10 protein-coding genes are annotated in these 14,475 nt (G+C 65.0%); 5 read left to right on the top strand and 5 right to left on the bottom strand.

Annotation, left to right across the window (positions count from 1 at the left end):
• Window positions 1-7 precede the first annotated feature (7 nt).
• Complete coding sequence (locus tag A9K66_RS23015; protein ID WP_067328436.1) at window positions 8-295, bottom strand: succinate dehydrogenase assembly factor 2; 288 nt, start codon at window positions 293-295, stop codon at window positions 8-10.
• Between the two features lie 93 nt (window positions 296-388).
• Between A9K66_RS23015 and recG the strand changes: the two genes are divergently transcribed.
• Entirely contained in the window at window positions 389-2,497 is a 2,109-nt protein-coding gene (gene recG / locus A9K66_RS23010; protein WP_067328157.1) for an ATP-dependent DNA helicase RecG, read from the top strand.
• Here recG and A9K66_RS23005 read toward each other — a convergent pair.
• From A9K66_RS23005 to A9K66_RS22990, 4 genes are all read right to left on the bottom strand, one after another.
• Entirely contained in the window at window positions 2,449-3,204 is a 756-nt protein-coding gene (locus A9K66_RS23005) for a DUF502 domain-containing protein (protein ID WP_067000327.1), read from the bottom strand. The genes recG and A9K66_RS23005 overlap by 49 nt on opposite strands.
• Before the next feature lie 291 nt (window positions 3,205-3,495).
• The gene (gene glmS / locus A9K66_RS23000) at window positions 3,496-5,319 is read right to left on the bottom strand and encodes a glutamine--fructose-6-phosphate transaminase (isomerizing) (RefSeq protein WP_067328154.1); all 1,824 of its coding nucleotides are present in this window, start codon (window positions 5,317-5,319) and stop codon (window positions 3,496-3,498) included.
• 225 nt (window positions 5,320-5,544) lie between these two features.
• The gene (glmU, locus tag A9K66_RS22995) at window positions 5,545-6,912 is read right to left on the bottom strand and encodes a bifunctional UDP-N-acetylglucosamine diphosphorylase/glucosamine-1-phosphate N-acetyltransferase GlmU (RefSeq protein WP_067328152.1); all 1,368 of its coding nucleotides are present in this window, start codon (window positions 6,910-6,912) and stop codon (window positions 5,545-5,547) included.
• Window positions 6,913-7,059: 147 nt separating this feature from the next.
• Window positions 7,060-7,806, bottom strand: a complete 747-nt coding sequence (locus A9K66_RS22990) for a cytochrome c biogenesis CcdA family protein (RefSeq protein WP_067000319.1) — start codon at window positions 7,804-7,806, stop codon at window positions 7,060-7,062.
• A 406-nt stretch (window positions 7,807-8,212) separates the two neighbouring features.
• Here A9K66_RS22990 and topA point away from each other — a divergent pair, with 406 nt between their 5' ends.
• The 4 genes from topA to A9K66_RS22970 all read left to right on the top strand — a co-directional run bounded on the left by topA (window position 8,213) and on the right by A9K66_RS22970 (window position 14,461).
• The gene (gene topA / locus A9K66_RS22985; RefSeq protein ID WP_067328149.1) at window positions 8,213-10,780 is read left to right on the top strand and encodes a type I DNA topoisomerase; all 2,568 of its coding nucleotides are present in this window, start codon (window positions 8,213-8,215) and stop codon (window positions 10,778-10,780) included.
• 6 nt (window positions 10,781-10,786) lie between these two features.
• The gene (gene rnr / locus A9K66_RS22980) at window positions 10,787-13,096 is read left to right on the top strand and encodes a ribonuclease R (protein WP_067328147.1); all 2,310 of its coding nucleotides are present in this window, start codon (window positions 10,787-10,789) and stop codon (window positions 13,094-13,096) included.
• Complete coding sequence (locus A9K66_RS22975) at window positions 13,096-13,536, top strand: DUF983 domain-containing protein (protein ID WP_067328433.1); 441 nt, start codon at window positions 13,096-13,098, stop codon at window positions 13,534-13,536. Before rnr ends, A9K66_RS22975 begins: the two co-directional genes overlap by 1 nt.
• 184 nt (window positions 13,537-13,720) lie before the next feature.
• Window positions 13,721-14,461 carry an NUDIX domain-containing protein gene (locus tag A9K66_RS22970; protein ID WP_067328144.1) on the top strand — a complete coding sequence of 247 codons (741 nt, stop codon included), beginning with the start codon at window positions 13,721-13,723 and terminating at the stop codon, window positions 14,459-14,461.
• Window positions 14,462-14,475 lie beyond the last annotated feature (14 nt).

Raw genomic sequence — 14,475 nt, 5'->3', positions numbered from 1 at the left:
GCTTCTTTCAAAATGTCATGGTCCGGCGCGACGCCAGGATCTTCTGCAGCACCGCGCAATCGATATCGGGCGGAACCGGGCGCTCGCCGGTGATCATCGGCAGGAATTCGGTGTCGGAGATTTCGAGGAGCTTTTCATATTGGTCGATTTCGTCGGCGGTCAAGGCGCCGATCTCGGCATCGGCGAAGGATCCCAAGATGAGATCCATCTCGCGCATGCCGCGATGCCAGGAGCGGAACAGCAGCTTGCGGCGGCGGACGTCCAGTCCCTCGCTTGATCGCTGTGTTCCGGTCATCGCGCTGCATCCCTGTTCGAAGCGGCGCATATAGCGTGGATAGCGATTGGTGTCAGCCTTTGCGCTGCGGCCTCCGCGACATAAGCTGACGAGATGCGTCCTTCCATCCTCGATCCCCTGTTCGTCCCGATCACCTCGCTCGCCGGCGTCGGCCAGAAGGTCGGGACCATGATCGAACGTGTCGTGCCGGCCGATCTCGGCGACCGCGCCGCGCGCGCCGCCGATCTTCTGTTCGTGCTGCCCAACACGGTTATCGACCGCCGCAATCGGCCTGGCATCGCGCTAGCGGCCGAAGGCCAGATCGTAACACTCGAGGTGCGGGTCGACCGTCACCAGCCGCCGCCGCGCGGCAACAGGTCCGTGCCCTACCGGATCTACGCCCATGACGACACCGGCGAGATCGCCTTGACCTTCTTCCATGCCCATGCCGCCTATCTGCAGAAGATGCTGCCTGAGGGCGAGCGCGTCGTAATCTCCGGCCGCATGGAATGGTTCAACGGCCGCCCGACCATGGTTCATCCCGACCATATCGCGCCGCTCGACGAGGCCGAGGGCCTGCCGCTGGTCGAGCCCGTCTATCCGCTAACCGCCGGCCTGTCCGCAAAAGTGCTGCGCCGCGCCATCGGACAGGCGCTCGGCCGCTTGCCGGAACTGCCGGAATGGCAGGACGACGCCTTCATGCGCCGCCACACCTTTCCGTCCTTCGGCGATGCGCTCACCCGCATCCACTATCCCAAGGACCCGATCGACGTTGCCGTCGAGGGTGCGGCCTGGCGGCGCCTGGCCTATGACGAGCTCCTGGCAGGGCAGGTGTCGCTGGCGCTGGTGCGCGCCAGAATCCGCCGCCTTTCGGGCCGGCCGCTGGTCGGCGACGGGCGCGTTGTCGAGAAACTGCGCGCTGCCCTGCCCTACAAGCTCACCCTCAGCCAGGAATTCGCGCTCGGCGAAATCAACGCCGACCTGGCCGACCCCGAACGCATGCTGCGTCTGCTGCAGGGCGATGTCGGCTCCGGCAAGACGGTGGTCGCGCTGCTTGCCATGGGGCGCGCGGTCGAGGCAGGCGGCCAGGCTGCGCTGATGGCGCCGACCGAAATCCTGGCGCGGCAGCATCTGGCGACCATCGCCCCGCTGGCGGAAAAAGCCGGCCTCAGCGTCGCCGTCCTTACCGGCCGCGAGAAGGGCCGCGAACGCGCCGAAACACTGGAAGGCCTCGCCAGCGGTGCGATCGACATCGTCGTCGGCACGCACGCGCTGTTCCAGGAGACGGTGACCTTCCACGACCTCGTGCTTGCCGTCGTCGACGAGCAGCACCGCTTCGGTGTCCACCAGCGTCTCGCCATCACCGCCAAAGGCGACGCGCCCGATATGCTGGTGATGACGGCGACGCCCATTCCGCGCACGCTGGTGCTGACCGCCTTCGGCGACATGGATGTCTCGAAGCTCACCGAAAAGCCGGCGGGCCGCCAGCCGATACGCACCGTCACTTTGCCAATGGAGCGGCTGGACGAGTTGGTCGGGCGCATGGTCGACGCCGTCGCCGAGGGTCAGAAGATCTACTGGATCTGTCCGCTGGTCGAGGAATCCGAAGAGATCAAGCTGATGTCGGCGGAAGACCGCTTCGCTTCGCTGAAGCCGCTCTTCGGCGAACAGATCGGCCTCGTCCATGGCCGCATGAAAGGGGCAGAGAAGGACGATGCGATGCGCGCCTTCAAGCAGGGCGAAACGCGCATATTGATCGCCACCACCGTCATCGAGGTCGGCGTCGACGTGCCGGACGCCACGATCATCGTCATCGAGCATGCCGAGCGCTTCGGCCTTGCCCAGTTGCACCAGTTGCGCGGCCGGGTCGGGCGCGGCGACAAGCCCTCGTCCTGCGTGCTGCTCTACAAGGATCCGCTCGGTGAGACGGCGAAGCGCCGGCTGTCAGTGATGCGCGAGACGGAGGACGGCTTCCGCATAGCCGAGGAGGATCTGAAGCTGCGCGGCGAAGGCGAACTGCTGGGCACCCGCCAGTCCGGCACGCCAGGTTTCCAGGTCGCGCGCATCGAGTTCCATGCCGACCTGCTGGAAGCCGCCCGCGACGACGCAAGGCTGATCCTGTCGCGCGACCCCGAATTGCAGTCTGGGCGCGGCGAGGCGCTGCGGCTGTTGCTCTACCTGTTCGGGCGCGACGAGGCGGTGCGGCTGCTGCGCGCCGGCTGAGCCGCGCCCAGCGCCGGATTGGCAAGCGGCCCTTCGATCGGCTCGCCGTTCAGCGTCACCAGCTTGGCCTTGACCTCCGGCGCCACCATGCCGGCCGAAACGATCAGCTTGGCGCCGTCCTCGATCGTCATGTCGAGCAGCACGATCTCGGATTTGTAAACATACATCAGGAAGCCTGTGGTCGGGTTCGGCGTGCAGGGCATGAACACCGCGATCAACGGATCGCCTTCCTGGTCGAGCTTCTGGTTGATCTCGGTTTCCTTCTCGCTGGCGACGAAGACCAGCGACCAGACTCCCTTGCGCGGATATTCGACCAGCCCGACCTGGCGGAACATGTCGCCCTTGTTTGACAGCACCGTCTCGAAAATCTGCTTCAGGGAGCGGTAGATACCGCGCACCAGCGGCATGCGGCCAAGCAGCCGCTCGCCGAAATTGACGATTGCGCGGCCGACGATGTTGGCCGTCATGAAACCGATGAACGTGATCAGCACCAGCGCCACGATCAGCCCGAAGCCGGGGACCGGAAACGGCAGATAGGTGTCCGGATTGTAGCGGGCGGGAATGTAGGGCTTCACCCAGGAATCGACCCAGCCGATGAGCGACCAGGCGATATAGGCGGTGATCGCCAGCGGCGCGCAGACGATGAAGCCCGTCAGGAAGTAATTCCTGAGCCGGGTCATGCCAGAGGTCTTCAGGGCGTCGGACATAGGATCACCGCGGCGCAGATTGCGGTTGAACTTTAGTAAACCGCAATTCGGTTTGGAACTGCGAAGTTTTTAAAGAGCGCTCTCTATGAAGCGGCTTTCAGCGTTCCAAATGGAAGCTCCTGCGTTCGCGACTGGCTGCAACACCCCTCCCTTCGTCATCACGCGCGGAGCAAAGAGCGAAGCGACGCGGCGTAGACCCGAGGATCCATTCCGCGACGCCCGCCGAGGAGTGAGAGGGCCATCGGCAAGCCATACTTCGAACTACGGTGCCCAAAAGAAGCAGTGACAGTGCTATTCCACCGTGACCGATTTCGCCAGATTGCGCGGCTGGTCGACATCCGTGCCCATGAACACCGCGGTGAAATAGGCGAGCATCTGGATCGGCAGCGCGTAGATGATCGGCGCAATGATCTCAGGTACTTCGGGCAGGATGATCGTCTCCATCGACTTGATGCCGGCCTGGGCCGCGCCCTTGGCGTCGGTGATCAGGATGATCTTGCCGCCGCGCGCCGCGACTTCCTGCATGTTGGAAACCGTCTTTTCGAAGATGCGGTCATGCGGCGCGATCACGATAACCGGCATGTTTTCGTCGATCAGCGCGATCGGTCCGTGCTTCAGCTCGCCGCCGGCATAGCCTTCGGCGTGGATGTAGGAGATTTCCTTGAGCTTCAGCGCCCCTTCCATGGCTAGTGGAAAATTGGTGTCGCGGCCGAGATAGAGCACATCCTTGTAGCGGGACAGATCACGCGAGATGCGTTCGATCTGCTCGTCGAGCTTCAGCACCTGTGTGGCAAAGCGCGGCGCCTCGGAAAGCTCGCGCACCAGCCGCTTCTCCTCATCGCGCGAGATCGTCCCGCGCGCCACGCCGGCCCGCACTGCGAGCGAGGCCAGCACGGAGAGCTGGCAGGTGAAGGCCTTCGTCGAGGCGACTCCGATCTCCGGCCCGGCAAGCGTCGGCAGCACGACGTCGGATTCGCGCGCCATGGTCGATTCGCGCACATTGACGACCGCGCCGATCTTCATGCCGGCCTGGCGGCAGTAGCGCAGGGAAGCCAGCGTGTCGGCGGTCTCGCCCGACTGCGATATGAAGAACGCCGCGTCGTTCCCGGACAACGGCATCTCGCGGTAACGGAATTCCGAGGCGACGTCGATGTCGACCGGCAGCCGCGCATAGCGCTCGAACCAGTATTTGCTGATCAGCCCGGCCAGATAGGCGGTGCCGCAGGCCGAGAGCGCCAACCGGCCGATCTTGGCAAAGTCGAAGGGCAGATCGAGCGGCCTCGACACGCCGGAGACGAAATCGACATAATGGGCCAGCGTGTGCGAGATCACCTCCGGCTGCTCATGGATTTCCTTTTCCATGAAATGGCGGCGGTTGCCCTTGTCGACCATGAAGCTGGTCGAGAGCGACTGCTGGCGCTTGCGGTCGACCTTGTTGCCGTCGGCGTCATAGATGGTGACGCTGTTGCGACGCACTTCCGCCCAGTCGCCATCTTCGAGATAGGTGACTGCGGTGGTGAAAGGCGCCAGCGCGATCGCGTCCGAGCCCAAAAACATCTCGCCGTCGCCATGGCCGACGGCAAGCGGCGGACCGTTGCGGGCGCCGACGATCAGATCCTCGTCGCCCTTGAACATGATCGCCAACGCAAACGCGCCTGAGAGCCGCTTCAGCGCCTGGTGCGCTGCCTGGACCGGCTTCAGCCCCTTGGCGAGCTCCCGCGCGACCAGATGCGCGACGACCTCGGTGTCCGTCTGAGAGGCGAATTTGTAGCCATCGCGGGAGAGCTCGTCGCGCAGCTCGGCGAAGTTCTCGATGATGCCGTTGTGGACAATCGCGACGCCTTCGGAAAAATGCGGATGCGCATTGGTCTCGTTCGGCACGCCATGGGTCGCCCAGCGGGTATGGCCGATGCCGATCGTGCCTTCCAGCGGATCTTCTTTCAGCCGGCGTTCGAGATTGATGAGCTTGCCTTCGGCGCGGCGGCGGCCGAGCGTGCCATTCTCGATGGTGGCGACGCCGGCCGAGTCATAGCCGCGATATTCGAGCCGCTTCAGCGCATCGACGATCAGCGGCGCGACCTGTGAATGGCCGACAATTCCAACGATACCGCACATACGCTGCCCCCGATTCCCCGCGAAAACCCAGCGCTATTTACGGATGGCCGGCCTGCCGCGAAAGTCACTTTGCGTTTCGTTCGGTGTCACCCGGAACGGTTTTGCGACTGATGCACCATGACACGCCGCGCTTGCAATCCGGTTACTGCAAATGGTTGGCGGCGCGGTGCTCGATCATTTATGGTTGGCGCCAGCGGCGCCGGCCCAGCAAACGTCCTTTGACGATCATTCCGCGGCTCTTTTCTTCGCCGCGGCCGCCGACGCGAAGCGCTCGCGCAATTCCTTGCCTTTTCCGGGCAGCGTCTTTTGGCGGGCGCGGCCGAAGGCCAGCGCATCGTCGGGCACGCTCTCGGTGATCACGCTGCCCGAAGCGATGTAGCCACCCTTGCCGATCGTGATCGGCGCCACCAGGGCGGAGTTCGAGCCAACGAACGCGCCCTCGCCGATATCGGTGAAGAATTTGGAAAAGCCGTCATAGTTGCAGGTGATGGTGCCGGCGCCGATATTCGCCCCGGCACCGACCCGCGCGTCGCCGATATAGGTCAGGTGGTTGACCTTGGCGCCTTCCTCGATCGTCGCCTGCTTGACCTCGCAGAAATTGCCGACCTTGGCCCTTTGCCGCAGATCGGCGCCCGGCCGCAGCCGCGCGAACGGCCCGACATCGCAATAGGAAGCGACGGTGGCACCTTCGATATGGCTGAAGGCGTGGATTTTCGCCCCTGAAGCGATCTTGACGCCCGGCCCGAACCAGACATTCGGCTCGACGATCGTATCGGCGCCGATCTCGGTGTCATGCGAGAAATAGACGGTTTCGGGCGCGATCAGCGTTACGCCCGCAAGCATCGCCTCGCGCCGACGCCGCGTCTGCCAGATGCCTTCCGCCTCGGCCAGTTCCGCCCGGTTGTTGATACCGAGCGCGCTTTCGAAGCTCGCCTCGGTTGCCACCACATCGAGCCCCTCCGCGCCGGCGATCTCGACGATGTCGGTGAGATAGAACTCGCCCTTGGCGTTGTTGTTGCCGACCTTGTCGAGCAGCCGAAGTGCCTGGTTGCCGGCCACCGCCATCATCCCGGCATTGCAGAAGCCGATCTTTTTTTCCGCCTCGGAGCAGTCCTTCTCCTCCCGGATGGCGACGAGACGTCCGCCCTTCTCGATCAGCCGGCCGTATCCCGTCGGATTGGGCGGGCGGAAGCCGATCACCGCAACGGCAGCACCCTCCGCCAGCTTCTGCCGCGCGGCAGCCAGCGCTGCCGCATCGATCAGCGGCGTGTCGCCGAACATGACGAGGATGTCGTCGTAGCCCTTCGCTATCGCTTCGCGCGCGGCAAGCACCGCATGGGCCGTGCCGAGCCGCTTCTCCTGCACGAAGGTCTCGGCTTTCGGCGCGAATTTCTGCACCGCCTTCCGCATCTCGTCGGCGCCGTGGCCGATCACCAGCGCCAGACCCGTTGCCCCGGCGGCCTCAGCGGCCTTCACCACATGAGCCACCATCGGCAGGCCGGCAATGGCGTGCAGCACCTTGGGCATCGCGCTCTTCATGCGCGTACCTTCGCCGGCGGCGAGGATGACGGACAGGCAGGATCTCTGGCTCATAGGGCAACCGTATGAAAGGATTCAAATCATCGCATGCTAGCAGCGGCGTGATGCTGCACCAATGCGGTTAAATTCCGGTGAGACAGCGGATCACCTGGACTCTTGATCGGCGGGTCCACAATTCGATCCTGTGCACGAAGTGGCAGATCACCCGAGCCGCCCGAGCGCCGGGAAGTTTTCCAGCAGCCAGTAGGATGCGCTCTGCACGCCACCGGTGAGAAAAAACACGCCGGCGACGACGAGCAGCGCGCCGATCGCTTTTTCCACGCGACCGAGATGGACGCGGAATTTTCCCAAGAAGCGCATGAAGGCGCCGGAAAACAGCGCCGCGATCAGGAAGGGGATGCCGAGCCCGAGCGAATAGGCGGCGAGCAGCAGCGCGCCCTCGCCCACCGTCTCGCGGCCGCCGGCTAAAGTCAGGATCGGCCCCAGCACCGGGCCGATGCAGGGCGTCCAGCCGAAGGCAAAGGCCAGCCCCATGACATAGGCGGCGATCATGCTGGCCGGCTTGCCCTGCGACTGGAAGCGCGCCTCGCGCGACAAGAGCGGGATGCGCACGATGCCGAGGAAATTCAGGCCCATGATGATGATCAGCGCGCCGGCCACCATCGCCAGCGGTTCCTGCCAGACGCGCAGCAGCCGGCCGATCGTCGAGGCGCCGGCGCCAAGCGCGACGAAGACGGTCGAGAAGCCGAGCACGAAGGCAACAGAGGCATAGAGCAGCGCGCCACGTGCGCCTTCGCGCGCCGTCGCGCCGGCGTTGCCGCGGAAATCGTCGACCGAAACGCCGGCCATGTAGCAAAGATAAGGCGGCACCAGCGGCAGCACGCACGGCGACAGGAACGAGATCGCCCCTGCCCCGACCGCGCTGACATAGCCGATGTCCAATGCCATTTCACGATGCCCCGGTTGTGCTGGCGCCGATATAGCGATGCCGGCGCCCTCGTGCCAATCACCATTGTGTGGCGCGTGGTCGCTAGCCGAGGAAGAAGCGGCGGCCGCTGCGCGTTCAATGGATGGCGCGCCAGTGCCGCGTGCCGTCCGCGTACCGCCGGGCCGATGCTGGTTCTGTCGGCGACTCCCCTCGGTAAAAGACCGAACCAAGACACGATCCGTCGGTGCGCCAAAAAATGTGTTCTCCGCCATACACTCTAAGAGTGTATCGCTGTCGGCCAGTTCGCAAATTGGGCCTGTCCCCTTGACCGATTGCAAAAGCACGGCCATGTGAGCGACGAAAAGAGTGGGATTTCGTCGTGCGCCGCGGAGCTCTTCCGCCGCCTCACAGCTGATAAGAGACCTCATGGACGTCGTCGTCGTCGAATCGCCGGCCAAGGCGAAGACAATCAACAAATATCTGGGCAAGAACTATAAGGTCCTGGCCTCGTTCGGCCATGTCCGCGATCTGCCGGCCAAGGACGGCTCGGTGCGCCCGGACGAGGACTTCGCCATGTCCTGGTCGGTAGACACCGCCTCCGGCAAGCGCCTCGCCGACATCGCCAAGGCGGTCAAGGACGCCGACGGGCTGATCCTCGCCACCGACCCGGATCGCGAGGGCGAGGCGATTTCCTGGCATGTGCTGGAAGTGCTGAGGCAGAAGCGCGCGCTGAAGGACAAGCCGGTCAGCCGCGTCGTCTTCAACGCCATAACAAAGACCTCGGTAATGGAGGCCATGGCCAATCCGCGCCAGATCGATGCGCCGCTGGTGGACGCCTATCTCGCGCGCCGCGCGCTCGACTATCTCGTCGGCTTCACCCTCTCGCCGGTGCTGTGGCGCAAGCTGCCGGGCGCCCGTTCCGCCGGGCGCGTGCAGTCGGTGGCGCTGCGGCTGGTCTGCGACCGCGAATCCGAGATCGAGCGCTTCGTCCGCGAGGAATACTGGCAGATCGCCGCCATCCTCAACACGCCGCGCAACGACAGTTTCGAGGCGCGGCTGACCGCCTATGCCGGCAAGAAGCTGCAGAAGCTCGACATCGCCAACAAGGCCCAGGCCGACGACATCAAGGCGATGCTCGAAGGTGCGACCTTCAAGGCGCTGTCGGTCGAAGCCAAGCCCACCAAGCGCAATCCGGGCCCGCCCTTCACCACCTCGACGCTGCAGCAGGCCGCCTCCTCGCGGCTCGGCTTCTCGGCCAACCGCACCATGCAGGTGGCGCAGAAGCTTTACGAAGGCATGGATGTCGGCGGCGAGACCGCCGGCCTCATCACCTATATGCGAACCGACGGCGTGCAGATGGCGCCGGAGGCGATCACCGCGGCGCGCGATGCCATCGCCAGCGAGTTCGGCGCGAAATACCTGCCCGAAAACCCACGCTATTATTCGGTCAAGGCCAAGAACGCCCAGGAAGCGCATGAGGCGATCCGCCCTACCGATTTCAAGCGCACGCCGGCATCGGTCAGGCAATATCTCGATGCCGATCAGGCGCGCCTCTATGAGCTGATCTGGAAGCGCGCGATCGCCAGCCAGATGCAGCCGGCCGAGATCGAGCGCACCACGGTCGAGATCGAGGCGGTCAACGGCGCCCGCACCGCCGAGCTTCGCGCGGTCGGCTCGGTCATCCGCTTCGACGGCTTCATCGCCGCCTACACCGACCAGAAGGACGAGGACGCGGAGGACGAGGAAAGCCGCCGCCTGCCCGAGATCCGCGCCGGCGAGCAGCTTGCCCGCGAGGCGATCAACGCCACCCAGCACACGACCGAGCCGCCGCCGCGCTATTCCGAGGCGTCGCTGATCAAGAAGCTGGAAGAGCTCGGCATTGGCCGGCCGTCGACCTACACGGCGATCCTGAAGACGCTCGAGGACCGCGACTACGTCGCCATCGACCGGCGCAAGCTGGTGCCGCAGGCCAAGGGCCGGCTGCTGTCGGCCTTCCTCGAAAGCTTCTTCGAGCGCTATGTCGAATATGACTTCACAGCCTCGCTCGAGGAAAAGCTCGACGAGATCTCCGACGGCAAGCTCGCCTGGAAGGACGTGCTGCGCGACTTCTGGAAGGATTTTTCGGGCGCCGTCGACGACATCAAGGAACTGCGCGTCTCAGACGTGCTCGATGCGCTCAACGACGAGCTGGCGCCGCTGGTGTTCCCCGCGCGGGAGGACGGCTCAAACCCGCGCGTCTGCCCGAAATGCGGCACCGGCAACCTGTCGCTGAAGCTCGGTAAGTTCGGCGCCTTTGTCGGCTGCTCGAATTATCCGGAATGCTCCTATACCCGCCAGCTTGGCGACGCCGCCAATCCCAACGGCGAGAACGGCAACGGCGACGACGGCGTCAAGCTACTCGGCAAGGATCCATACACCGCCGAGGAGATCACGCTCCGGAGCGGCCGCTTCGGCCCCTACATCCAGCGCGGCGAAGGCAAGGACGCTAAGCGCTCGAGCCTGCCCAAGGGCTGGACCGCCGAGTCGATCGACCATGAGAAGGCGCTGGCGCTGCTGGCATTGCCGCGCGATGTCGGTAAGCATCCGGAAACCGGCAAGATGATCTCGGCCGGTCTTGGGCGGTACGGACCCTTCGTGCTGCACGACGGCACCTACGCCAATCTCGAAAGCATCGAGGACGTGTTCTCGATCGGCCTGAACCGCGCCGTTTCGGTGATCGCCGAGAAGCAGCAGAAGGGCAAGGGCGGCCGCAACGGGAGCACGCCGGCTGCGTTGAAGGAACTGGGCGAGCATCCCGACGGCGGCGGCAAGATCGTCGTGCGCGACGGCCGCTACGGACCCTACGTCAATTACGGCAAGGTCAATGCCACGCTGCCCAAGGGCAAGGATCCGCAATCGGTGACGATGGACGAGGCAATCGCCCTGATTGCTGAGAAGGAAGCCAAGGGCGGAGGCGGCAAGAAGCCGTTCCGCCGGGCGGCAAAGAAAGGATAGCACGACGTGGCGCGCAGGATCTCCGGAAGAAGTCACGGCGATCCGCGCAGCGCCGACACCAGGGCGAAGGTGGTCAAGGATGACTACCGGCCCTCGCGCGACGAAATCCTGCGCTACATCGCTGAGAACCCCGACCGCTCCGGAAAGCGCGACATCGCCAAGGCGTTCGCGCTGCGCGGCGAGGACCGCATCTGGCTCAAGGATCTGCTGCGCGACCTGCAGGATGAGGGCCTGCTGACCAGGAACCGCAAGCGGCTCACCCGCGCCGGCTCCCTGCCCCATGTCGCCGTGCTCGACATTTTCGGCCGCGATAACGATGGTGTGCTTCTGGCGCATCCGAGCGAATACACCGGCCCGGGCTCGCCGCCCGTGATCGCCATCCGCATTTCGCGCGGCGCCAGCGGCCCGGTTCCGGGCATCGGCGCCCGCGTCCTCGCCAAGACCTTCCCGACCGACGATCCCTCAGGCCCCGCCTATACCGGGCGGGTCATGAAGATTTTCGAGAAGCGCAGCGAAGCCGTGCTCGGCGTCTTCCGCGTGCTGAAGGACGGCACCTTTCGCATCGAGCCGGTGGAACGCCGCCAGCCCGAGCTGATCGTCGACAAGGAATTCCAGAACGGCGCCAAAAATGGCGATCTGGTCGAGGTCGAGCCGGCGCGCGCTTCGCGCTACGGCCTGCCGCGGGCCAAGGTGCTGGCGGTGCTGGGCTCGCTGACTAGCGAGAAGGCGGTCTCGATGATCGCCATCCACGCCCACGACATACCCCACGTCTTTCCGGCCCATGTGATCGCCGAAGCCGACGCCGTGAAGCCGGTTTCGCTTGCCGGGCGCGAGGACTGGCGCGATCTGCCGCTGGTTACCATCGATCCGGCCGACGCCAAGGACCATGACGACGCGGTGTTCGCCACGCCCGATACGGATAAGAAGAATCCCGGCGGCGTCATCGTCACCGTGGCAATCGCCGATGTCGCGGCCTATGTCCGCTACGGCACGCCGCTCGACCGCGAGGCGCTAAAGCGTGGCAATTCGGTCTATTTCCCGGACCGCGTCGTGCCGATGCTGCCCGAGCGCATCTCCAACGACCTCTGCTCGCTGCGCGAAGCGGAGGACCGCCCGGCGATCGCCGTGCGCATGACCTTTTCGGCGGAAGGCCGCAAGCTCAGGCACTCGTTCCACCGCATCATGATGAAATCGGCGGCCAAGCTCGCCTACCCGCAGGCGCAGGCGGGGATCGATGGCGTGCCCGACGACAAGACGGGGCCGATCCTCGAAGGCGTTCTGAAGCCCCTCTGGGATGCCTATGCCGTGCTCAAGCGCGGCCGCGACAGCCGCCAGCCGCTCGAACTGGAGCTGCCGGAACGCAAGATCCTGCTCAAGCCCGACGGCACCGTCGACCGGGTCGTCGTGCCGGAGCGCCTCGACGCCCACAAGCTGATCGAGGAGTTCATGATCCAGGCCAATGTCGCGGCCGCGGAGACGCTTGAAGGCAAGAAAGAGCCGCTCGTCTACCGCATCCACGACGCGCCGTCGCTGGCGAAACAGGAATCGCTGCGCGAGTTCCTGCACACGCTTGGCCTGTCGCTGGCGCGCGGCGCGCAGATGCGGCCCGGGCAGTTCAACGGCATTCTGGAGCGGGTGCGCGGCGCCGACAACGAGGCGCTGGTCAATGAAGTGGTGCTGCGCTCACAGAGCCAGGCCGAATACTCGCCGAAGAACATCGGCCATTTCGGTCTCAACCTGAGACGCTACGCGCATTTCACCTCGCCGATCCGGCGCTATGCGGATCTCATCGTGCATCGCGGACTGATTGCCGCGCTCGGCCTCGGTCCCGGCGGCCTGACGCAGCAGGAAGCGGATCGCCTGGAAGAGGTCGGCGCGCTGATCTCGGCCACCGAACGCCGCGCCATGGCGGCCGAACGCGACACGGTCGACCGGCTGATCGCGGCCTATCTCGCCGAGCGCATCAACGACACCTTCGACGCTCGCATCTCCGGCGTCGCCAAGGCGGGACTCTTTGTCCAATTGCCGCAGTATGGCGCCGATGGTTTCATCCCGGTGTCAAGTTTGGACGGCGATTACTATATCTACGATGAAACCGCTCGATCGCTGTTCGGAGAGCGCACCGGCAAGGGCTACCAGCTAGCCGACCGCGTCGAGGTGCGGCTGCTCGAGGTTGCGCCGATGGCGGGCGCGATGCGTTTCGAAATGCTGAGCGACCCGAAGCCGCTGCCAGGCTCGCGACGGTCGTTCCACAAGGCCAAGGGCCGCGCCCGCGCGTCGCAGTCGCGCATGGGTCCCCGCGGCAGGAGAAGATGATGTCGAAGGGCATGGAAGAACAGGTTATCGGCGGCGAGCACCATTCGGGCCGCGTCGCGCGTCCGCTGTGGACGGCAATCAAGCGCGGCATGCTTGGCCGGTGCCCGCATTGCGGCGAAGGCAAGGTGTTCGGCGCCTTCACAAAGCCCGTCGACAAATGCGGCGTCTGCGGCGAGGAGCTTCATCACCATCGCGCCGACGACCTTCCCGCCTATCTGGTGATCGTCATCGTCGGCCACATTGTGGTTGGCGCCTTCATGACTGTGGAGGCCGCCACCACGCTTTCGACCTGGCACCACGCGCTGATCTGGGTGCCGCTGACCATTATTGTGGCTATCGCGCTGTTGCAGCCGGTCAAAGGCGCCGTCATCGGCCTGCAATGGGCGCTCTATATGCACGGCTTCGGCGGCGAGAAGGACGAGTTCGAGCCGCATCCCTAAGCCTGCAGCGGTTCTGCCCTTGAGACAAACAACGACCATCTCCGAGCAGTGGAATTCCAGATCGAGAACCGCTGCGCGTTTTTCCTGGAATTGCTCCGGCAGCGACGTTTGGTCCGGGGCTGGTGCAAAGGCCCGAACACGTAAGCCACTTTCGCGTTCGAGAAGTTTCCGCTAGGTCGAGCGCATGGAAGGAATGACCAAGGCGGATGTCGACAAGCTCGATAAAGGCTTGGCCGTGCACGGCGGTCGGCCGCTTCGCCCGCGCGATGCCGCAACCTTGATCCTGCTCGACAGGAGAGCCAGCGACGTTCTGGTGCTGATGGGCCGGCGCCATGCCGGCCACGCCTTCATGCCGGGAAAAATCGTCTTCCCCGGCGGCCGCACCGATCCCGCCGACAGCCGCGTTCCGGTGGCTGCCCCGCTGCATCGTGAGGAAGAGGCAAGACTTGTGAGCGGCCCCGGCCGCGCGAGCGCCGCACGGGCGCGCGCCATCGCCATGTCGGCAATTCGTGAGACTTACGAGGAAGCCGGCCTGCTGATCGGCCGTAAAGGCCCGTTCGCGACCGCCAAGCGCGATTGGCAGGGTTTCGTCGAACACAGCGTCGCACCGTCGCTGGACGCCCTGCGCTTTATTGCGCGCGCCATCACGCCGCCCAACCGCGTGCGCCGCTTCGATACCCGCTTCTTCAGCGCCTGGCGTGAGGATGTCGCCGTCGAATTGCCCGACGGTGGTCCAACCAACGAGTTGGAGGAGCTCGTCTGGCTGCCGCTTGGCGACGCCCGCAAGGCCGACACACCCGACATCACCCGCATGATCCTGGAAGAACTGGAAAGGCGCCTCGCCCGCGATCCGTTGCTGCGTCCGGGCGGCGCAGTGCCGTTCTTCCGCCTCATCCGAAACCGCTTCGTTCGCGAAGTCCTTTAGAAGCAGAGCATCCC

The sequence above is a fragment of the Mesorhizobium sp. AA23 genome (assembly GCF_001672435.1).
Classification (GTDB): Bacteria; Pseudomonadota; Alphaproteobacteria; order Rhizobiales; family Rhizobiaceae; genus Mesorhizobium.
Note: the sequence above shows the minus strand (reverse complement) of the source record. Positions and strands in the feature narration are given on the sequence as shown.